Raw genomic sequence first — 19,555 nt, forward strand, 5'->3', positions numbered from 1 at the left:
TATGATAAAAACAAAAAGGCGCTAAGCGCCTTTTTGTTTGTGTAAAGAAAATAACAGCTCTGCTTCGGCGCGAGGTAGTTCACACTCGCGAATAACCTCATCTAAATCGGCACCTAGCTCGACCATTTTTACCGCTCGAGAGTATATTTTAGCATCTGGATCATCGTATTTTTGAGCAGCTTGTTGCTGTATCAGCTCTTGGTTTTGTTGTTCTACCTCAAGCACTCGTTTACCAATACTCATTAACCCAGTTCGTAACTCAGAAACTTCGCTACGTAAAATATTAATCTGCTCTGATGAATCTTTAAACTGCTGTAGTTGCGCATCAAGCTCATTCGCATAACGCTTTTTAAACATCACAATCAACAGCAGCGAGAATAGCCCAAATGCCAAACCCGCAATTGCAATACCAAGTAATAACATAATTTTATGTAGAGAAGCTTATATATCGCTTAACTCATCCCATTCGTCATCACTAAGTAGTTTATTTAAATCAACCAGAATAAGTAGCTCATTATCGCGGTTACACACACCTTGAATAAATTTAGCACTTTCTTCAGTACCCACGTTTGGTGCGCTATCAATTTCTGAGCTACGTAAATACACGACCTCAGACACGCTATCGGCTAAAATACCAATTACTTGTTCTTCAGCTTCAATAATCAAAATACGTGAATTGTCGGTCGCTTCAATATCAGGTAACCCAAAGCGAGAGCGAGTATCAATAACGGTAACAACATTACCACGTAAGTTAATAATACCAATTACATAAGAAGGCGCACCTGGAACAGGAGCAATTTCGGTGTAACGTAGTATTTCTTGCACTTGCATTACATTTACGCCATAAGTTTCATCTTCTAGCTTAAACGTAACCCACTGTAAAATTTCATCATTATTATCTGCACTTTTTTTAGCTGACAGTAATTTATCTTCACTCATGCTCTTACCTCGTAATGGTCATTACTTGTGACGGCTATCTAAGCCCTTCTCTAATAGTGCATTTAAATTATTAACATCTATTAAAGCACACATTTTTTCTTTAATTACTCCAGCAAGCCATGGGCGCTTACTGTCATTTGTACGCCATTTTACATCTTCTTTACTCAATGTAATGTTATTTATTAGTTTTTCTGCTAATAAACCCCACTGGCTATCACCTAAAGTGATTAGATATTGATAATTTAAAGATGCCTCTAACTGCTCATCATACTTTTCAGGCATAACCCAGCGTGCAGTATCAACAACATTGAGCTTTTCTTCTCGGTTGATCATGACACCTTTAAACCATTTAGGTTTACCAAATAAATGATTCACCTCTCCAAGCTCATGAATGCCGCCTAATGCTTTTAATGGCACTGCTAAGGTGAGTCCTGCTACTTCAAAAAATAATGCTTGGAATTCACCATCAAAGTATTCTGCTTCATTACCAAATGCTACATCATGTTCAGTTTCAAGCTGCTGCACTTGGTGAGAATCTATTTCTACATTCGTTACCTGCTCATGGCGTTTTTCAACCTCAACAACCGGCTCAACTACCGATTCAACCTGAAGTGATTGCTCTTTTTGCTCTTCATACGCTACCTGCTCAAGCAATTTAGCAACAGGCTCAAGGTCTTTCGCTGGTACGTCATCAGATAATAACGCCCCTAAATACTGAGTGACTACTTTTTCATTAGCAAATAATTGCTTACTCATTTATCAACCTTGTTTTATTAAATATTCAAGCAATGCTTTATAAGCATAGACTCCACGCGCATTAGGGCAAAAATCAATAGGCACCTTTTGCGCTAAACTCGCATCTCTAAATTTTGTATCAACAGGAATCACACCTGGCCATACTTTTTCTTTGTATGTATCTTGTAATGTTTTATAGGCTTCAAGTGACGCTTTAGTACGCTTATCATACATAGTTGGAATTATAGTATATTCATAGCTTTTCGCTTGCGAGGTTTGCATTAATTCCATAGTACGCATCATTCTATCAAGCCCCTTAAGCGCTAAGAACTCAGTTTGTACTGGCACCAACACTCTTTCGCAAGCAGCAAGGGCATTGACCATAAGTACCCCTAAAACTGGCGGGCAATCTAAAATTGCGTAATCGTAATGCTCGCTAATTTTAGCCAGTGTTTTTTTTAAAATCAGGCCCATCCCCGTTTTATTACCCATACTACGGTCAAGTGTAGCAATCGCCATTGTGGCAGGTAATATATCAAGATTTTCTATAGTTGAAGGGCATAATGCTTGCAATATTTCTTCGCTTTTCATGCTCGAGCCGCGACTGAAAATATCGTAAACACTGACCTCTAAATCTTCTGAATCAATGCCAAAGTAATAAGTTAACGATGCATGTGGATCGGTATCAATCAGTAACACTCGCTTACCTTGAAGCGCAAGGATGCCAGCAAGGCTAACCGCTGTAGTGGTTTTGCCTACCCCTCCTTTTTGATTGGCTACTGTCCAGATTTTCACATTACATCCTAATTACTGTTCATTACGCGTAGTAACACGAATACCACCATGCTCTAAGCGAATTATTTTTATTGTATCGTCTTGAGTAGGCAGCTCAACTTCAGCTGGTTTAATAGCTTCAGGAAGTTGCTGCTCAGTATCCTCATCCGCTGACTCTAAAACCAAGCCGTATTTGGAAAGCGCAATCACCACTTTGCGGTTTTCAGCCCGCCCGGCTTCGGTATCATTATCGGCAAAAGGTGAGTATTGGCCATATCCCTCAATTGCCATGCGCGCAGATTGAATACCTAAGCGCTCTAATTCAACTAATATTGATGTTGCACGTGCCACCGACAACTCCCAATTAGAGCGAAATATTTCATTGCGAATAGTTTCGTTATCTGTGTATCCCCGTACTCTTATATAGTTATCGACAGGTGCGATTATTGCTTCAATCTTTTTTACAACGTCTATAGCTTGATTATGCGCAACGGCACTACCGCTGGCAAACAACAACCCAGAATTAAGCTCAATAACCAGCCAATCTTGACTAAGCTCTAAGCTTGCATCGCCACTACGTATTTCATCAATGAGGGACGACTGTAGTTTGACCAGTAAACTGTCGAGTGGCTTACCTAAGTGACGCTGGCTGATATTGCTATTATCACTTTGGCCATCGAGCAATACTGGCCCTTGTTCTTGTTTTTGAATACTTTCGCCATATAAAACTTCAGCCTCGGGAGTCACTCTTTCAAGCAACAAAGCATCGCCGTTTACTCCCTTACCTTGCTGAGAAAATTGTTTAGCTGACTTATCAAAAACATGCTCAAGAGAGTCAGATAAAACTTGTATATTGTCTTCTTTGTTTATTGCAATAGCATACAATACAACAAAAAATGCAAACATGATGGTCATGTAATCTGCATAAGAGACTAGCCAACGCTCAGTATGTTGGCTTTTAAAGTTTTGATGACGTAACCGGCGGCGCAGCATAACCGCTAATGAGCCTGTAAAATAGGACGTTCAACGCGGTAAGCTTCAAGCTTTAATTCTATATTAATAGGGCTCTCGCCTTGGCTAATGGCAATAACGCCTTCAGCTAGCATTTCATGGTAAAGCATTTTTTGCTCAACCCGTTGCTTTAATTTATTGGCCATGGGCAAAAACAGTAAATTCGCCAAACCTACACCATATATAGTCGCAATGAATGCAGTGGCAATACCTGTTCCTAATTGCTCAGGATCGTTGATAAACGACATAGCTTGGATCAGTCCAAGCACAGCACCTAAAATACCAATAGTTGGGCTGTAACCTCCCATCGCTTCATACACTCGGCTAGCTTCCAGCAATCGTTCTCGTTCAAGTAATAAATCAATCTCGAGAGTATCGCGAAGCTTTTGATCTGAGCAGCCATCAACTAATAAACTAAGCCCTTTAGTGGCATATGGATCAGAGTGAGTAAGTGCTTCGTTTTCGAGCGCTAAATAGCCCTCTTGGCGAGCTTTATGCGACCAGCGCTTTACTTGTTCAATCGCATCTTCAATATCGTGGTCATTAGTAACAAAAACCCAATGAGTAATACTAAGCATTTTCTTAAATGTATTGGCTGATGTTTGCAGCATCACGGCTCCTAATGTGCCGCCTAATACAATAATTAGTGCAGGGCCATTAAACAGAGCAGATACCACACCTCCCTCTAAAGAATAACCGATTGCAATAGCACCTAATGCAACCAATAATCCTAAAATAGAAAGCTTATCCACAGCCAATCTCTCTTTTTAAACGCGCAGCAACATCATGAAGACCTATGCTTTCACTTGCTAATCCTGCACTTGCTACTGCTTGCGGCATACCATATACAACACAGCTTTTTTCATCTTGAGCCCAAATTGTAGCGCCAGATTGTTTAAGCATACGAGCACCATCACGACCATCCGCGCCCATACCAGTCAAAATAACGGCAAGTACATCACCTTGGTATGCTTTTGCTGCACTAGCAAAGGTTATGTCAACACTAGGCTTATAGCTTACTCGTTCATTTTTATCTTCAAATACGCGTAGTGTTCTGTTTGACCCCCGTCCTTCTACCATCATTTGCTGCCCACCTGGTGCTAAATATGCACAGCCAGGTTGAAGCCTATCGCCTTGCTGTGCTTCTTTTACTTTAATTTTGCACAAGCTATCTAATCGGGTTGCGAACGCAGGTGTAAATGCCGCAGGCATGTGTTGTATGAGGAGTATTGGATGTGGGAAATTAGCTGGTAACTGAGTCAAAATCGTTTGTAGTGCAACCGGTCCACCTGTTGATGTGCCAATAGCAACTAGTTGATACTGTTTACCACTTGCACGCACTGATGTGCTACTAGAAGGCGTTGGGCTTGCGCTTTTAAAGCTACGATCAGGTTGCACTATAGGCTTATTAGCAAAGCGCTCAGAAGTACTTGGCGCTGGTTTGCTACTTGGAGCAGCAGGCGCTCTGGTAATTCTACCAATTCGCTGGCGGCCTATTTCCTTAACTTTATTTTGTAATAGCTTTATTGCATCGTCGTTGTTACGTGCAATATCTTCAAACTTTTTCGGTAAAAAGTCCATCGCACCAGCATCAAGTGCATCTAAGGTAGCAGATGCCCCTGCACGCGTTAACGACGAGAACATTAAAATAGGAGTTGGATTACTCGCCATTATCTCTTTAACTGCGCTGATGCCATCAAGCACAGGCATTTCAACATCCATGGTGATCACATCGGGTCGTAGTTGAGCTGTTTTATCGACAGCTTCTCGACCATTTACAGCGAAACCTATAACTTCAATGCCGCTGTCTTGTTCAAGTATTTCACTCACTCTGCGGCGAAAAAAGCTTGAATCATCAACTACTAAAACTTTAACAGCCATTTCGCTCTCTTATTCAATGAATGGGTAGGCATAAAATGTATGCCTACTTTTAATTATCCAGCGTAATGCTTTAACATATTTGGCACATCTAGGATCAGTGCAATACCACCATCAGAGGTGATTGTTGCACCTGCCATACCTGGCGTACCTTGAAGTAATGCGTCTAGAGGCTTAATTACCACTTCTTCTTGACCAATGAGCGAGTCAACAACAAAACCCACTTTTTGAGTTCCTATTTGCACAATAACCACATGACCTTGTGCTTTTCGCTGACCTCTATCGGCGCCTTTAATGAGCCAATGTTCAAGGTAGAATAGTGGAATTGATTTTTTACGAACAATTATAGTTAGCTGGCCATCAACCACATTGGTTTTTGTTAAATCTAAATGGAATATTTCACTCACACCCGCCAGCGGCAACGCAAAGGTTTGTTCCCCAACTATTACCATTAAGGTAGGCAGTATCGCTAGAGTAAGTGGCACTTTAATTTCTAAAGTAGTACCAACACCCATTTCTGATTTGATATTCACCGAGCCATTGAGTTGGGTGATTTTTGTTTTAACCACATCCATACCAACACCACGGCCGGAAATATCTGAGATCTCTTCTTTAGTTGAAAAACCAGGTGCAAAAATAAGATTATATGCTTCAGTATCAGAAAGACGACTCGCTTGGTCGTGATCAAGCACCCCTTTACTAATCGCAATCTTTTTAAGCTTTTCAGCATCCATACCGGCACCATCATCTTGGATGGTAAGTAGGATATGATCGCCTTGTTGAGAAGCTGATAAAGTCACAGTACCCGTTCTAGGTTTACCCGATGCTTCACGAACATCTGGCATTTCAATACCATGATCCACTGAGTTGCGCACTAAATGCACCAATGGATCTGCCAATGCTTCTACTAAGTTTTTGTCTAAATCAGTGTCTTCACCAACAAGTAATAAATTAATATCTTTTTGTAGCGTTCGTGCTAAATCTCGAACTACACGGGGAAAACGGCCAAACACTTTTTTGATTGGCTGCATTCGCGTTTGCATTACCGCACCTTGGATATCAGCAGTCACTACATCTAAATTAGAAATAGCTTTGCCCATAGCCTCGCTGTCAGAGTTTGTTGCCAGACTCACCAAACGGTTTCGCACAAGTACCAGCTCGCCTACCATATTCATTATTTGGTCTAAACGTTTGGTGTCAACACGAACCGTTGTTTCTGCCGGTGGAGGCGCTGCTTTTTTAGGCGGCGCGGCCTTGGCTGGCTGTGGAGCAGGCGCCGGCTTAGCAGGCTCTGCTTTTGGTACCGGTTTCGGTTCAGGTTTCGGTACAGGTTTCGGTGTAGCAGCAGGTGCAGACTTGTTTGCGGCTACGGGCTCAGGTTTACTTGCCGGAGCCGATGCTTCTATAGCTTTAGGTGCACCTTTGCCATGTAATTCATCTAGCAAAGCTTCAAATTCATCGTCACTTATTTCATCATCGCCCGCGCTTGAGTCACTATTTTGTGAATCTACTACAGGAGCTGATGGTGCTTGCTGTGGTGTACTTGCAGTGCTTTGAGTAACTTCGCCAAAACTACCAACACCATGAAGCTCATCTAATAAGCTATCAAATTCATCATCTGTAATATCGCCATTTACATCACTGTCGCTTGATGGGGATTGTTTTTCTTGCGTGGACTGGCCCTTACCATGAAGCTCATCAAGAAGACTTTCGAACTCATCTTCAGTTATTTCATCAATCTGAGAGTCTGAGCTACTACTATCTGGGCCGCTAAATAATTCATCAAATGCGAATGGGTCTTCTTCAGAATCATTGCTAGGTTGTTCTACAGCGGCCTCAGGTTCTACTGATGGGGTTTCAACAGAGGCTGTATCTTCTTCAACTACAGCATCGCCGGCTAGCTCTTCTGCCGTCGGTGGTTGTCCAAGCTTATGAAGGACTGCAAGTAACTCTGGATCAGCAGGTTCTGGCTGGTCACGATTTTTAATTGTGGCAAACATTTCATTAATGGTGTCGAGCGCTTGTAAAATTACATCCATTAATTCAGAGTTAACTGTTCTTACACCTTGGCGCAATAAATCAAACACGTTTTCAGCACCATGACATGCATCAACAAGCTCTGTCATTGCCAAAAAGCCGGCGCCACCTTTTACAGTGTGGAAACCACGAAATATTGCGTTTAGTAGTTCAGTATCATCTGGGTTGTTTTCCAGTTCTACTAACTGTTCAGATAAAAGCTCAAGGATTTCTCCGGCCTCTACTAAAAAGTCTTGTAAAATATCTTCATCGACTTCAAAGCTCATGCAGTACTCTCCTATTAGAAGCCCAAACTTGATAATAGATCATCAACTTCATCTTGATCAGATACAACATCATTACGCGATTCTTTATCAATAATAGGCCCTTCAGGGCCTGCTAGTGTTTGTGCAACAATGGAATCTTCTGTTTCTTCTGGTTGTTCGGTCTGTTGTGTTGGCTCAACCTCACCTTGTGCTGCAAATGCAGTTAACAAGTGGATCAAGCTTTCTTCAACTTCACGCACAAGTTCAATAACACGACGAATAACCTGACCAGTTAAATCTTGATAGTCTTGAGCCATCAATACATTGGTCATCAACATCTGCAACTCATCAGTTTTATGATGAGAGCTGTTCATAAACTTATCAATACTATGACAAAGTGACTTAAACTCACCAAGCTCAATTTCCCGGTTCATTAACCGATCCCACGTTGGCTTGATATCAGAAATTTCGTCAGCAATTTCTTGCGCTAAAGGTAAGCTAGCTTCAACTGCATCCATTGTTTTATTGGCTGCATTCTCAGTCATTTCCATGACATAGTTGAGGCGTTTCTTAGCATCAGGGATGGCATCAGTGGTAATATCTGTTAAGCGCGTATCTAACTCGAAACTCTTTAAAGCTTCATGTAATTGACGCGTTAACTTACCTACCTCAGCAAATAACTGTGATTGCTCTTGTGAAGCTGTTTCTAAAATTAACTGATTCGCTTTATCTTGCTCACCATTTTCTAAAAAAACAACCAACTGGCGAGCTTGTTCTAAAGTAATCTGAGGCGCAGCAGGTGCTGACATAAGCCTCTCCCTCTCATTAACCTAAGCGTTCGAACACTTTTTCTAATTTAGTCTTCAATGTACCTGCAGTAAATGGTTTAACAATATAACCATTTACACCTGCTTGGGCGGCAGCTACTATTTGTTCTTTTTTAGCTTCTGCTGTAACCATTAAAACAGGAATATGCTTTAATTTGTCATCAGCTCGAATTGCCCTCAAAAGATCAATACCTTGCATGCCTGGCATATTCCAATCTGTTACAACAAAATCAAATACTTGATTTTGCAACATAGGTAAAGCAGTTGACCCATCATCCGCTTCTTGAACATTGGTAAAACCTAAATCGCGCAACAGGTTTTTAATAATACGTCTCATTGTTGAAAAATCATCAACAACAAGAATTTTAATGTTTTTATCCAAAACATCCTCCAGTGAGGCCTGAACCTTTATTTACTTACTTCTAGTTTATCCAGTCATTGATTTTTGCTTTAAGCTTAATCATCGCCTGACCATGTATCTGACTTACACGCGACTCACTAACATCGAGTATATGCCCAATTTCTTTTAAATTCATTTCATCGTTATAGTACAAAGAAAGCACCATTGCATCTTTTTCCGGTAACGACTTTATCGCATTGAGTAAAGACTCATTAAACCGTTCATTTTTAACATTATTGAAAGGTTTGTCTAGTGCTAAATCTTGGCCATGAGGTGTAATCACATCATCGTCAATACCAAGGTCCTCAATGCCCAAAACTTTGCTTACATTGACATCATTTAAAATATGATGGTACTCATTTAACGAAATTTCAAGTTTTTCAGCCACTTCACTATCTTTAGGTTCACGATTTAAACTGTTTTCAAGCGCGACTATCGTCTCTGCTACTAGTCTACTTTTTCTGTGAACTGAACGTGGAACCCAATCACCTCGTCGCATTTCATCTATCATTGCACCACGAATACGAATACCCGCAAAGGTTTCAAAACTCGCGCCTTTACTGGCATCGAAGTTTTTTGAAGCCTCTATTAAGCCAATCATACCTGATTGAATTAAATCATCTAGTTGCACACTGGCCGGTAAACGAGCAATTAAATGGCATGCCACTTTTTTGACTAATGAGGCATGCTTTTCAACAATCATATTTAAATTCTGTGCTGACTGATATCCCATAGCTCTATTCACCGGTATTGTCATCGTTAGTTACTAACTAGCTTCTCAATAAAAAACTCTAAATGACCCGAGGCTTGACTAGGTGTTTGCCACTTAGTAATTTTTGTCGCCAGTGTTTTAAAAGCAATCGCAGCAGGAGACCCTGGAAAAACTTCAACTATCACTTTTTGGCGACGCGTTGATTTGCGCATATTCTCATCATAAGGAACTGTTGCAACCAACTCCATGGTTATATCTAAAAATCGGTCGGTTACTTTTGATAGTTTAGCAAATAATTCCTGCCCTTCACGTAAGCTACGCACCATGTTGGCAACAATTTTAAATTTTTCTACTTTGTGTTCACGACTCAGTACTTTAATTAGTGCATAAGCATCAGTAATTGAGGTTGGCTCATCACATACCACCACAACCACATCTTGTGCGGCACGAGAAAAGCTCAAGACCATGTCAGAAATACCTGCTGCGGTATCCACAATTAAAATATCAAAATCGGTGTTAAGCTCGCTAAATGCACGGATAAGTCCAGCATGCTCTGAAGGAGATAGCTCAACCATACTTTGCGAGCCCGATGTTGCAGGTACTATTTTTATGCCTGCGGGGCCTTCAACTAAAATATCTTCGAGTTCACATTCACCTGATAAAACATGAGACAAGTTACGCTCTACACGCAGTCCAAGCATAACATCACAATTAGCTAACCCTAAATCAGCATCTAATACCAGCACACGCTTGCCTTGTTGGCCTAACGCGATTGCCGTGTTAAGGGATACGTTTGTTTTTCCCACTCCACCTTTGCCGCCGGTGACAGCGATAACTTTTACGCCGTTATTATTATTACTCATTTTGCGAAGGCCGCTTGCTTGATCTAAAACTGTGTTAATCATACATCTCTACTGTGTTCGACGCCACTGATTGGTGTCGTGATTGTTGTGCTTTTATTCTTTTTAAATACAATTGCTCAGCTTTTTTTACTAGTTTTTCAGCATTTGCCACTCTGATATCTTCTGGTACTCGCTGACCATTAGTAAGATACCCTATTGGGAGACGATTTTGAATCGCAATACTAATAATCTCACCTAAACTCAATGACTCATCTAACTTAGTAAAAATACATCCACTAAGCTGTACTTTTTTAAAGTGCCTTACTGTCTCTTGTAATACATTGATTTGCGCTGTAGCACTTAATACTAAATAACTACGTATATCCACACGTTGATTACGCATTAAGGTATTAAGCTGCTCAGTTAAACGTAAATCTCGCTGACTCATTCCTGCTGTATCAATTAAGACTAGACGTTTATTTCGTAAATGGTATAAAACTTCTGCTAATTCATTTGCATCTTTAACTTGTTTTACGCCACAGCCAATAATTCGACCGTAAGTTGCTAGCTGCTCATACGCACCAATACGGTAGGTATCAGTGGTAATAAGCGCAACTTTATCAGCACCATACTTTTGCGCACCTAATGCAGCTAATTTTGCAACCGTGGTGGTTTTACCTACTCCTGTTGGGCCGACTAGAGCATAAACACCACCTTGGCGAAGAATTTCGTTGTTAGTGGTTTGCATTTGATCTTCAACCATATTCAATAAGGCTTTCCAACCTTGTTGGCGAGATACAGCATCGGGTACAAAGCATGCCATCTGCTCAGCAACGTCTTTATCTATTCCCATACCCACTAAACGGTCAATCATACATGCACGGGTTGGATCGCGACGTGCCATATCTTGTTGCATTAAACCTGACACTTGATGTTCTAGTAATTGACGAATTGCGTTCATTTCTTCGCGCATGGTGCTTATATCACTCGACTCGTTTTGCATCGTTTGCTGGCGTGGTGCACTCGGTGAGTCTAAATCGTCAAAACCACTGTCTAAATCATCAAAACCTAAGCTATCAGCTTGAGTACGAGGACGTGCAGGCGCACTTTGTTCACGTTCAAACATATTTTTAGGTCGAGATTGCACAGCTTCTTGTTCTTGATAATGGCCAGAAGTATCAATACCTGATTGTGAAAACATTGACGCAAGCTCTGCTGAACGAGGACGGGGAGATTGACGTTCTAATAAAGCTTGTAAACTGTCTGCCACCTTTGCTTGTGGCTTAGGTTGAGCGCGCTGTGGCTCTGGTTTTACAAAGTTATGTGAGCTCTGGGTATGTGCAAATGAAGCACTTGCAGCTGGTTGGCTTTGAGGTTGCTCTGGCGCTTTTGTCGCGGCTTTGTCGTAATCAACAGCAGCAACAATTTCAACGCCATTAGCTAGTTTCTTATTTGACATAATAACCGCATCAACACCAAGCTCTTCTTTTACTTCTTTTAGTGCGGTGCGCATGTCTTTAGCAAAAAAACGTTTAATTTTCATAATTCAAACCCCTTTAAAATCTTATTGTTGGCCTACAGAGCTGACAATCTTGATCTGTCTTTCATCTGGTATCTCTTGATAAGACATCACTCGCAATCCTGGAATGGTGTATTTAACAAATCGAGATAACACAGTGCGTAACATTCCTGACGTTAGCAATATTGAAGGTTCACCGGCCATTTCTTGATTTTGATGTGCTTCATTCAATGATGTTTGAAGTCTATCAGCAAGTCCTGGTTCTATTCCGGCACCTTCATCACCTGCATTTTGAAGTGACTGATGCAACATCTGTTCCAACTCAGGCGCCAAGGTTATGACAGGGATTTCAGAAGACATACCAACAGCATCTTGAACGATTAATCTACGCAACGATATTCTCACTGCAGCCGTTAATACATCAGGGTCTTGGCTACGAGGGCCATACTCAACAAGGGTTTGAACAATCGAACGCATATCTCGTATTGCTACCCCTTCATTTAATAAGTTTTGTAGTACTTTAACGATGGTGGTCAGCGGTAATACATCCGGTACCAGCCCTTCAACTAAGCGAGGGTGGCTTTTACCTAACATATCTAATAAGTTTTGTACTTCTTCGTGGCCAAGCAATAATGCGGCGCTATTTGTGAGTAACTGGCTAATATGAGTGGCCACAACGGTTGCTGAATCAACTACGGTATAACCTAAAGATTGCGCTTCATCTTTTTGATCTGGTTTTATCCATACCGCATCTAAACCAAATGCAGGGTCTGTAGTTTCAATGCCTTTGAGCGGGCCAAACACTTGGCCAGGATTAATTGCCAGTTCATCGCCATGTTTAAGCTCACCCTCACCACTTGATACACCCATCATGGTGATGCGATACGCATTTGGGTCGAGCTCAAGATTATCGCGGATATGCACTGGCGGCACTAAAAAGCCTAGCTCTTGAGATAATTTTTTACGCACCCCTTTAATACGGTTTAACAGCTCGCCACCTTGTGATTGGTCTACTAAAGGAATTAACCGATAACCCACTTCTAAGCCAATAACATCAACTTGCTGTACATCATCCCAACCCAGTTCTTTTTGTTCTTGTTTAGCCGCAATCCCGTTACCTGAGGCTGCATTTTCAGCTTCTTCGGCCTCAGCAGCCGCCAATTTAAGTTTGTTTTGCTGAGTGTAGTATGCAAGGTAACCTAAAAGCGCACCTAAACTTAAAAATGCAATATGCGGCATACCTGGGACTAAACCCATAGTAATGAGGATACCAGAGGCAATAAATAATGATTTTTCGTTTCCTAGCTGCTGCTTAAACTGATCGCCCATATTGTGCGATTCATTTTGACGCGTTACAACAATCGCAGTACCAATTGAAAGTAGTAATGAAGGTAATTGCGCTACTAAGCCATCACCAATGGTCAATAGTGTGTACACTTCCATAGCACGTGAAAAGCTCAAGTCATGCTGGATCATGCCAACAAATAAACCACCTACAATATTAATCACTAAAATGACGATACCTGCGATAGCATCCCCTTTTACAAATTTACTGGCACCATCCATAGAACCATAAAAGTCGGCTTCACGGGTTACTTCATCACGACGCTCTCTAGCTTGCTCTGCACTAATAAAGCCAGCATTCATATCTGCATCAATCGCCATTTGCTTACCCGGCATAGCATCAAGGGTAAAACGTGCTGACACTTCTGAAATACGCCCTGCACCTTTGGTAATTACCACAAAGTTTATGATAATTAGAATCAAAAATACCACTAAACCCACGGCGTAGTTACCACCAATAACCACCGAGCCAAATGCTTCAATTACCTTACCAGCAGCATCACCACCATTATGACCCTCAAGTAGTACCACCCGGGTACTGGCTACGTTAAGTGCTAAACGCATGATTGTGGCGATTAACAACACAGCTGGAAACATGCCAAATTCAAGCGGCTTCATGGTATATACGGTGACCAGTAATACTACTAATGCGAGCGCGATATTAAACGAAAATAATATATCAAGCAGAAATGGAGGCAGGGGTAAAATAACCATGCCAAGCGCAGCTAAGACTAAAAGCGGTGTACCAACGCCCTTTGCATATTCTTTTTTATCTTTATTAAGTTGTTGTAATACCGCTTTAAATTCCATAACTCTACAATTTCAAAAAATTGACACTACGCTGAAATTGCAATAACTATTCCAAGTTAGTTGGTTGGTGGTTAATACTTAAATTCATCAGGGATTGGCAGCTTTTTATTAAGCGCAACAGGGCGTTTTCCACGGCCTTTTTTAAACCGTTTAAGCTGAAATACATAGGCAAGCACTTGAGCAACTGCTGTAAAGAGCTGATCGGGAATTTGATCCCCTACTTCAGCGGTATGATAAAGCGCTCGCGTTAAGGTCGGCGACTCAACAATGGGCACTTCATTACCCAAAGCAATTTTACGAATTTGCATAGCGAGTTCGTCAACACCTTTGGCTAGTACAATAGGCGCTCCAGCTCGCTCTGTGTCGTATTTTAAAGCCACTGAGTAATGAGTCGGGTTGGTAACAATAACATCGGCATCGGGAACATCTTGCATCATTCTCTTTTGCGACATTTGACGTTGGGTTTGCCTGATACGCGCTTTGATTTGCGGATCACCCTCAGAGTTTTTATATTCATCTTTTACTTCTTGCATCGTCATTTTAAGCTGTTTGTTATGGCTATAACTTTGAAATGGCGCATCAATAGCTGCAATAATAATTAAGGTGCAAGATAACCCTAAAAACATCCAGGCTAATATTTCTAAAGCATGCACGATATTGCCCGGCGCACTTTCTATACTCAAATGTAATATTTCATCAAAATAAACATTAATTAAAAAGATAGCGAAGGTCGCCACTAGGCCAAACTTTAATAATGACTTAAGTAGTTCAATAGCCGCTTGCGGCCCAAACATCCGAGTAAAACCTTTCATTGGCGACATTTTACTGGCTTTGGGCGCAGCTGCCTGCCAGCTAAAATTAAAGCCGCCAAGCATGGTGTTACCAATAAACGCAGCGAGTACAATAATAAGTACAAACATCGACATAGGAAATAACAGTACGTCGGCCACCTCCCCCCACACCGCAAACATTTTTGTGGTGTCGTAGGTTTCATTGCGATTAAGACTAAGCATTCTGCCCATAATTCGGTACAAGCCTTTGCCAATTTCAGGGCCGTACATTAATAGAGAAATAGCAGAAAAAATAAGTACAAACATAGTACCTAGCTCTTTAGAGCGCGCTATTTGGCCTTTCTTTTTGGCATCATCAACTTTTTTGGGCGTGGGTTCTTCGGTTTTTTCTTGTCCTGAATCTTCAGCCATTACGCTCTCCTAAGGGGAACAACCAACTAGAGTACACATTAGCTCAACCATTTTTAGCCATTGGAACTCAAACTGAGTGATAAAGTTACCGAGGGTAGCCCAAATAATAACGAGCCCTGCCACTAAGGTAAACGGAAAGCCTATAGAGAAGATATTTAACTGTGGGGCAGCACGGGTCATGATGCCAAATGACATATTAATTACAAGCATGGCCGTTAATGGCGCTAACGAAAGCACTAGTGCAGTGGTAAACATCCAACCACCCCATGTCACTATGTCCCAATAATGATCAACCGCCCACCAATTACCATCAATTGGCAATACCTGAAAACTATGTACCACCATTTGAATCATCATTAAATGGCCATTAAATACAAAAAATAACAAGGTAGCTAAAATGAGGTAGAACTGCCCTACAGCAGGCACACTCATTCCATTTGAGGGGTCAACAACAGACGCAAAACCTAAACCAGTTTGCATAGCAAGGATTTGCCCGGCTAAAACAAATGTATTGAGCAGTAGTGTGGATGCAAAACCAATCGCAACACCAATCAGCATTTGTTGTAGCACCACTAAAACCATTTCAAAAGAAAATAAATTAGTAAATGTAGCTGGAGGTAAAACAGGCACAACTAAAAATGTGACTACAACAGCCAAGCCCATTTTAATTCGAGAAGGGACGTTTTTAGCGCCAATACCCGCCATAATCATGATCATTGAGCTAATACGCACCAAGGGCAGTAAAAAATCACTTAACCATTGAATAACAACGGAAAATGGAAACTCCATCGTTAACCTGCTATTTCGGGTATAAGAAGCACTAAGCGATTAAAAAAATCCATCAGCTCTTGAGTAAACCAATGTCCACCCACTATTAACGCACTAATAGTAATTAATAGACGCGGTAAAAAGCTCAGTGTTTGTTCATTAATTGAGGTTGCCGCCTGAAATACTGCCACTACTAAACCAATAATTAAACCAGGTACCACAATAGCAGACACCAGCTTAATCACTAAAAATAGGGCTCCACTTAAAATATCAACAAATACTTCAGGTTCCATGGGCGACTCCTAGAGTGATTGGTTCAAAGTAGAAAGCACCACTATGTGCCCAACCCAAAGCTTTTAGCGAGCGTACCCATCACCAAGCTCCAACCATCAACCAATACAAACAACATAATCTTAAACGGTAGCGATACAATCATGGGGGATAGCATCATCATACCCATGGCCATCAACACCGATGCAACCACCAAATCGACAATCAAAAAGGGGATGAAGAACATAAAACCAATAATAAAGGCCGTTTGTAGCTCACTGGTCACAAACGCCGGAATAAGAACAATCATTGGCGTTGCTTCGGGTGAATCAAGCTGATCGTACCCAGCTATTTTTGCAAAGGTTTCTAAGTCTTTTAATCGTACTTGAGAAAGCATAAAAGCTTTCATTGGCTCTTTAGCTAAATCGAGTGCTTCTAGTGATGTTACCTGTTCACTTAAGTACGGTTCGATTGCACGTTCGTTTATTTGCTCATAAATAGGCGCCATAATAAAAATACTTAAAAACAGCGACATACCTAGTAATACTTGATTCGAAGGGGTTTGCTGTAAGCCAATCGCTTGGCGCAAAATAGCCAATACTACAATAATTCGAGTGAACGAGGTCATCATGATAATGGCTGCTGGAATAAAGCTCATTGCCGTCATGATCGCTAACACTTGTAGCGTCACTGAATAGTCTTGCGTGCCATCTGGATTACTTGTGATCGTAAGCGCGTCAATCCCTTCTGCATTAACACCAGGAATGAACACGATGGCAAGAATAATAAGCAGCCATTTGGTCATAATATTAATTCTTTTTATTTTGATTAAGTTGTGGGTTTAACATTTTGCCAAAACGCTTCGCTAATTCTGGTAACTCTTTCTCTGTTAGGGGGTTTTCTAACTTGTGTAAATAATTAATGCTATGTGGAGTTACACCTAATAGATGCTGTGCATTATCTATCTCAACTACCATCAAGCGCTCGCGTGAGCCTAAAGGGAGGCTGCGAATCACTTTGAACTCATCGTTATTGGTTAAATTTGGATTAAGCTTTTTAACAAAAAAAGCCAACACTAAAATTAACACGACCACCACACCTAACGACATCACCATTGAAATAATGTCTGTGGTGGGTGTTGCAGCATCGGTAGCTGCAAACACAGAATTGCTTAAACCAAGTAATGCTATCATCGTAACTTTTTGATCCGTTCAACCTGACTAATTACATCAGTTAAGCGAATACCAAACTTATCGTTCACCACAACCACTTCACCATGTGCTATCAATGTACCGTTAACTAATACATCAAGCGGTTCACCAGCAACCCTATCAAGCTCAACAACTGAGCCTTGGTTAAGTTGTAATAAGTTACGAATATTAATTTTAGAACGCCCTACTTCCATCGAAATAGTAACGGGAATATCTAAAATAGTGTCGAGTTTACGTTTTTCTTCACCGCTGAGCTCATGCTTTGAATCATCCAGCTCATCAAGCTCGGTTACTTTAACCTCTGCACTATCATCATCAGTTCCCTCAGCCTCAGCAAGTGCTGCTGCCCATTCGTCCATCGTATCTTGATCATCGCTCATACTTTTAACCTTTTAATCAATTACCAGTCTAAGTCTACACCGTTTGAAAGGTGTAAATCATCTTCTAGTTCTGCTAATTCTGCATCTGAATCAATTTTTTTGCCGCCTTTAGTAAAGACATGCAGCTCAGATTTAACTGAATCAGGGCGTTTAATTTTTTCACTAATTTGTAGCGCAACGTTATCGCGTGAGCGACCCATTTTAGCTCTAAATGTTGGCAACTCTTCAACAAACACAGTAATATGCTCAGGCATTTCAACAGGAATAATATCCCCCGCCTTGAGCTCCATAATTTGTTTTAAGCTTAAATCAACTTCAAGTAGCTGAGTCGACAAATCGACTTCCACATCCATTATTTCGTCACGAAGCGCTTTACTCCAACGTAAATCGGTATCTTCAGTATCAGACTGAACACCTGCATCCAGTAGCTCTCGAATAGGTTCGAGCATTGAATAAGGCAGCGCAATATGAAAGTCACCACCGCCGCCATCAAGCTCAATATGAAAAGAGCTAATAACCACTACTTCGGTTGGGCTAACAATGTTAGCCATAGCGGGATTCACCTCAGAATCAAGATACTCAAACGACACATCCATAACCGGTGCCCATGCTTCTTTGTAATCTTCAAAGATTATTTTTAACAGCATTTGCACGATACGGCGCTCTGTTGGGGTAAATTCACGCCCTTCAATTTTGGCATGATAACGACCATCGCCACCAAAAAAGTTATCTACCAGTATAAAGACTAAGCGCGCCTCCATGGTAATTAAACCAGTGCCTTTTAGTGGGCGAAAACGCACCATATTCAAACTGGTTGGTACAAATAAGGTATGAATATACTCACCAAATTTGATCATTTGCACGCCATTAATTGACACCTCAGCGGTGCGGCGCATCATGTTAAATAGGCTAATTCGCATATGACGCGCAAATCGCTCATTAACAATTTCAAGTGTCGGCATGCGACCACGCACGATGCGATCTTGCGAAGAGAAGTCATACTGTAGCGTACTTCCCTCACCGTCTTCACCGTCGTGTATATCTTCCTCTTCGACCTCATCAACACCGTGTAATAGCGCATCAATTTCGTCTTGGGATAATAAATCGCTCACACTGACCCCTTATTGCATCACAAAGCCGGTAAACAGTACCCGCTCAATTACTTTACTTCCTTCCACATCCATCATTGCAGCTTGTACTTTATCTAGCGCAGTAAAGCGCAGTGTTTCTTTGCCTACACTGGTGCTTAGTTCATCTGCGGTAGTCATTGAAAATACACTCAATAGCGTGCCTTCAATCAGTGGGATGTGTTTTTTAGCCGTTTCTTCATTGCCATCTCCGCGCACCAGCAATTGCACTTTAATTTGTACAATTCTATCGCGGCTCGCCCCTGGAACATTAAATATAAAAGGTCTTGGCATAGCAACATATAGCGCACTGCCGACCGTTGCCGAGGAGCTTGATGATTCTGCGGCTACTTCACCACTGGCGGCATCATCTGTTAAAGTTTCTACGGGCTCATCATCACCCGATAGTAAAAAGTAACCAGCTACACCGCCAACAATAACTAATACAGCGGCTATAATTATAATGAGTTTGCTTTTATTTTTACTGACTTCTTCTATTTCTAAATTAGTATCTTCAGCCATTG

General features: G+C 41.2%; 22 protein-coding genes. All 22 read right to left on the reverse strand.

Features of this window, described 5'->3' with window-relative positions; translation table 11 throughout:
- Window positions 1-21 precede the first annotated feature (21 nt).
- The 22 genes from AC0L7Q_RS11400 to fliL all read right to left on the reverse strand — a co-directional run bounded on the left by AC0L7Q_RS11400 (window position 22) and on the right by fliL (window position 19,553).
- Window positions 22-423, reverse strand: coding sequence for a DUF2802 domain-containing protein (locus tag AC0L7Q_RS11400; protein ID WP_413402796.1), 402 nt, complete (start codon window positions 421-423; stop codon window positions 22-24).
- A gap of 18 nt (window positions 424-441) precedes the next feature.
- Window positions 442-939, reverse strand: a complete 498-nt coding sequence (locus tag AC0L7Q_RS11405; protein WP_413402798.1) for a chemotaxis protein CheW — start codon at window positions 937-939, stop codon at window positions 442-444.
- Between the two features lie 21 nt (window positions 940-960).
- Window positions 961-1,695 (reverse strand): CheW domain-containing protein, encoded by a 735-nt coding sequence (locus AC0L7Q_RS11410; protein WP_413402800.1) that lies wholly within the window; start codon window positions 1,693-1,695, stop codon window positions 961-963.
- Between the two features lie 3 nt (window positions 1,696-1,698).
- Window positions 1,699-2,469: a ParA family protein gene (locus AC0L7Q_RS11415; RefSeq protein WP_413402802.1), complete on the reverse strand. Its 771-nt coding sequence runs from the start codon at window positions 2,467-2,469 to the stop codon at window positions 1,699-1,701.
- A 12-nt stretch (window positions 2,470-2,481) separates the two neighbouring features.
- Entirely contained in the window at window positions 2,482-3,441 is a 960-nt protein-coding gene (locus tag AC0L7Q_RS11420) for a flagellar motor protein MotB (protein ID WP_413402804.1), read from the reverse strand.
- Between the two features lie 5 nt (window positions 3,442-3,446).
- Window positions 3,447-4,211, reverse strand: coding sequence for a flagellar motor protein (locus tag AC0L7Q_RS11425; RefSeq protein ID WP_413402806.1), 765 nt, complete (start codon window positions 4,209-4,211; stop codon window positions 3,447-3,449).
- Window positions 4,204-5,340, reverse strand: a complete 1,137-nt coding sequence (locus tag AC0L7Q_RS11430) for a protein-glutamate methylesterase/protein-glutamine glutaminase (protein WP_413402808.1) — start codon at window positions 5,338-5,340, stop codon at window positions 4,204-4,206. The genes AC0L7Q_RS11425 and AC0L7Q_RS11430 overlap by 8 nt, the downstream gene beginning before the upstream one ends.
- A gap of 53 nt (window positions 5,341-5,393) precedes the next feature.
- Entirely contained in the window at window positions 5,394-7,640 is a 2,247-nt protein-coding gene (locus AC0L7Q_RS11435; RefSeq protein WP_290169715.1) for a chemotaxis protein CheA, read from the reverse strand.
- 14 nt (window positions 7,641-7,654) lie between these two features.
- Window positions 7,655-8,428 carry a protein phosphatase CheZ gene (locus AC0L7Q_RS11440; RefSeq protein ID WP_178956408.1) on the reverse strand — a complete coding sequence of 258 codons (774 nt, stop codon included), beginning with the start codon at window positions 8,426-8,428 and terminating at the stop codon, window positions 7,655-7,657.
- Window positions 8,429-8,444: 16 nt separating this feature from the next.
- Window positions 8,445-8,828: a chemotaxis response regulator CheY gene (gene cheY / locus AC0L7Q_RS11445; protein ID WP_138605307.1), complete on the reverse strand. Its 384-nt coding sequence runs from the start codon at window positions 8,826-8,828 to the stop codon at window positions 8,445-8,447.
- Between the two features lie 40 nt (window positions 8,829-8,868).
- Window positions 8,869-9,579, reverse strand: a complete 711-nt coding sequence (locus AC0L7Q_RS11450) for an RNA polymerase sigma factor FliA (protein ID WP_138605376.1) — start codon at window positions 9,577-9,579, stop codon at window positions 8,869-8,871.
- Window positions 9,580-9,605: 26 nt separating this feature from the next.
- On the reverse strand, window positions 9,606-10,463 hold the full coding sequence (locus AC0L7Q_RS11455) for a MinD/ParA family ATP-binding protein (RefSeq protein WP_413402811.1): 858 nt from the start codon (window positions 10,461-10,463) through the stop codon (window positions 9,606-9,608).
- Window positions 10,456-11,943, reverse strand: a complete 1,488-nt coding sequence (gene flhF / locus AC0L7Q_RS11460) for a flagellar biosynthesis protein FlhF (protein ID WP_413402813.1) — start codon at window positions 11,941-11,943, stop codon at window positions 10,456-10,458. Before flhF ends, AC0L7Q_RS11455 begins: the two co-directional genes overlap by 8 nt.
- Window positions 11,944-11,964: 21 nt before the next feature.
- Window positions 11,965-14,073, reverse strand: coding sequence for a flagellar biosynthesis protein FlhA (flhA, locus tag AC0L7Q_RS11465; protein WP_413402815.1), 2,109 nt, complete (start codon window positions 14,071-14,073; stop codon window positions 11,965-11,967).
- Between the two features lie 71 nt (window positions 14,074-14,144).
- Window positions 14,145-15,275 (reverse strand): flagellar biosynthesis protein FlhB, encoded by a 1,131-nt coding sequence (flhB, locus tag AC0L7Q_RS11470; RefSeq protein WP_010387924.1) that lies wholly within the window; start codon window positions 15,273-15,275, stop codon window positions 14,145-14,147.
- A gap of 9 nt (window positions 15,276-15,284) precedes the next feature.
- Entirely contained in the window at window positions 15,285-16,064 is a 780-nt protein-coding gene (gene fliR, locus AC0L7Q_RS11475; protein ID WP_010387923.1) for a flagellar biosynthetic protein FliR, read from the reverse strand.
- 2 nt (window positions 16,065-16,066) lie between these two features.
- The gene (locus tag AC0L7Q_RS11480) at window positions 16,067-16,336 is read right to left on the reverse strand and encodes a flagellar biosynthetic protein FliQ (protein WP_010387922.1); all 270 of its coding nucleotides are present in this window, start codon (window positions 16,334-16,336) and stop codon (window positions 16,067-16,069) included.
- A gap of 41 nt (window positions 16,337-16,377) precedes the next feature.
- On the reverse strand, window positions 16,378-17,118 hold the full coding sequence (gene fliP, locus AC0L7Q_RS11485; RefSeq protein ID WP_198523537.1) for a flagellar type III secretion system pore protein FliP: 741 nt from the start codon (window positions 17,116-17,118) through the stop codon (window positions 16,378-16,380).
- 4 nt (window positions 17,119-17,122) lie between these two features.
- Window positions 17,123-17,506: a flagellar biosynthetic protein FliO gene (gene fliO / locus AC0L7Q_RS11490; protein ID WP_409423631.1), complete on the reverse strand. Its 384-nt coding sequence runs from the start codon at window positions 17,504-17,506 to the stop codon at window positions 17,123-17,125.
- Window positions 17,503-17,904: a flagellar motor switch protein FliN gene (fliN, locus tag AC0L7Q_RS11495; RefSeq protein WP_010387913.1), complete on the reverse strand. Its 402-nt coding sequence runs from the start codon at window positions 17,902-17,904 to the stop codon at window positions 17,503-17,505. Before fliN ends, fliO begins: the two co-directional genes overlap by 4 nt.
- Before the next feature lie 20 nt (window positions 17,905-17,924).
- A complete protein-coding gene (gene fliM, locus AC0L7Q_RS11500) occupies window positions 17,925-19,016 on the reverse strand; it encodes a flagellar motor switch protein FliM (protein WP_010387912.1) in 1,092 nt (363 codons plus the stop codon).
- A 9-nt stretch (window positions 19,017-19,025) separates the two neighbouring features.
- The gene (fliL, locus tag AC0L7Q_RS11505; protein WP_010387911.1) at window positions 19,026-19,553 is read right to left on the reverse strand and encodes a flagellar basal body-associated protein FliL; all 528 of its coding nucleotides are present in this window, start codon (window positions 19,551-19,553) and stop codon (window positions 19,026-19,028) included.
- Between the last annotated feature and the right edge of the window lie 2 nt (window positions 19,554-19,555).

This window comes from Pseudoalteromonas sp. KJ63-1, assembly GCF_055808145.1.

What these genes read in the sequence shown, in the direction of transcription:
- AC0L7Q_RS11400 (WP_413402796.1), bottom strand. Translation starts at nt 423, where the DNA reads ATGTTATTACTTGGTATTGCAATTGCGGGTTTGGCATTTGGGCTATTC.
- AC0L7Q_RS11405 (WP_413402798.1), bottom strand. Translation starts at nt 939, where the DNA reads ATGAGTGAAGATAAATTACTGTCAGCTAAAAAAAGTGCAGATAATAAT.
- AC0L7Q_RS11410 (WP_413402800.1), bottom strand. Translation starts at nt 1,695, where the DNA reads ATGAGTAAGCAATTATTTGCTAATGAAAAAGTAGTCACTCAGTATTTA.
- AC0L7Q_RS11420 (WP_413402804.1), bottom strand. Translation starts at nt 3,441, where the DNA reads ATGCTGCGCCGCCGGTTACGTCATCAAAACTTTAAAAGCCAACATACT.
- AC0L7Q_RS11430 (WP_413402808.1), bottom strand. Translation starts at nt 5,340, where the DNA reads ATGGCTGTTAAAGTTTTAGTAGTTGATGATTCAAGCTTTTTTCGCCGC.
- AC0L7Q_RS11435 (WP_290169715.1), bottom strand. Translation starts at nt 7,640, where the DNA reads ATGAGCTTTGAAGTCGATGAAGATATTTTACAAGACTTTTTAGTAGAG.
- AC0L7Q_RS11440 (WP_178956408.1), bottom strand. Translation starts at nt 8,428, where the DNA reads ATGTCAGCACCTGCTGCGCCTCAGATTACTTTAGAACAAGCTCGCCAG.
- AC0L7Q_RS11450 (WP_138605376.1), bottom strand. Translation starts at nt 9,579, where the DNA reads ATGGGATATCAGTCAGCACAGAATTTAAATATGATTGTTGAAAAGCAT.
- AC0L7Q_RS11455 (WP_413402811.1), bottom strand. Translation starts at nt 10,463, where the DNA reads ATGATTAACACAGTTTTAGATCAAGCAAGCGGCCTTCGCAAAATGAGT.
- flhF (WP_413402813.1), bottom strand. Translation starts at nt 11,943, where the DNA reads ATGAAAATTAAACGTTTTTTTGCTAAAGACATGCGCACCGCACTAAAA.
- flhA (WP_413402815.1), bottom strand. Translation starts at nt 14,073, where the DNA reads ATGGAATTTAAAGCGGTATTACAACAACTTAATAAAGATAAAAAAGAA.
- flhB (WP_010387924.1), bottom strand. Translation starts at nt 15,275, where the DNA reads ATGGCTGAAGATTCAGGACAAGAAAAAACCGAAGAACCCACGCCCAAA.
- fliR (WP_010387923.1), bottom strand. Translation starts at nt 16,064, where the DNA reads ATGGAGTTTCCATTTTCCGTTGTTATTCAATGGTTAAGTGATTTTTTA.
- AC0L7Q_RS11480 (WP_010387922.1), bottom strand. Translation starts at nt 16,336, where the DNA reads ATGGAACCTGAAGTATTTGTTGATATTTTAAGTGGAGCCCTATTTTTA.
- fliP (WP_198523537.1), bottom strand. Translation starts at nt 17,118, where the DNA reads ATGACCAAATGGCTGCTTATTATTCTTGCCATCGTGTTCATTCCTGGT.
- fliO (WP_409423631.1), bottom strand. Translation starts at nt 17,506, where the DNA reads ATGATAGCATTACTTGGTTTAAGCAATTCTGTGTTTGCAGCTACCGAT.
- fliN (WP_010387913.1), bottom strand. Translation starts at nt 17,904, where the DNA reads ATGAGCGATGATCAAGATACGATGGACGAATGGGCAGCAGCACTTGCT.
- fliL (WP_010387911.1), bottom strand. Translation starts at nt 19,553, where the DNA reads ATGGCTGAAGATACTAATTTAGAAATAGAAGAAGTCAGTAAAAATAAA.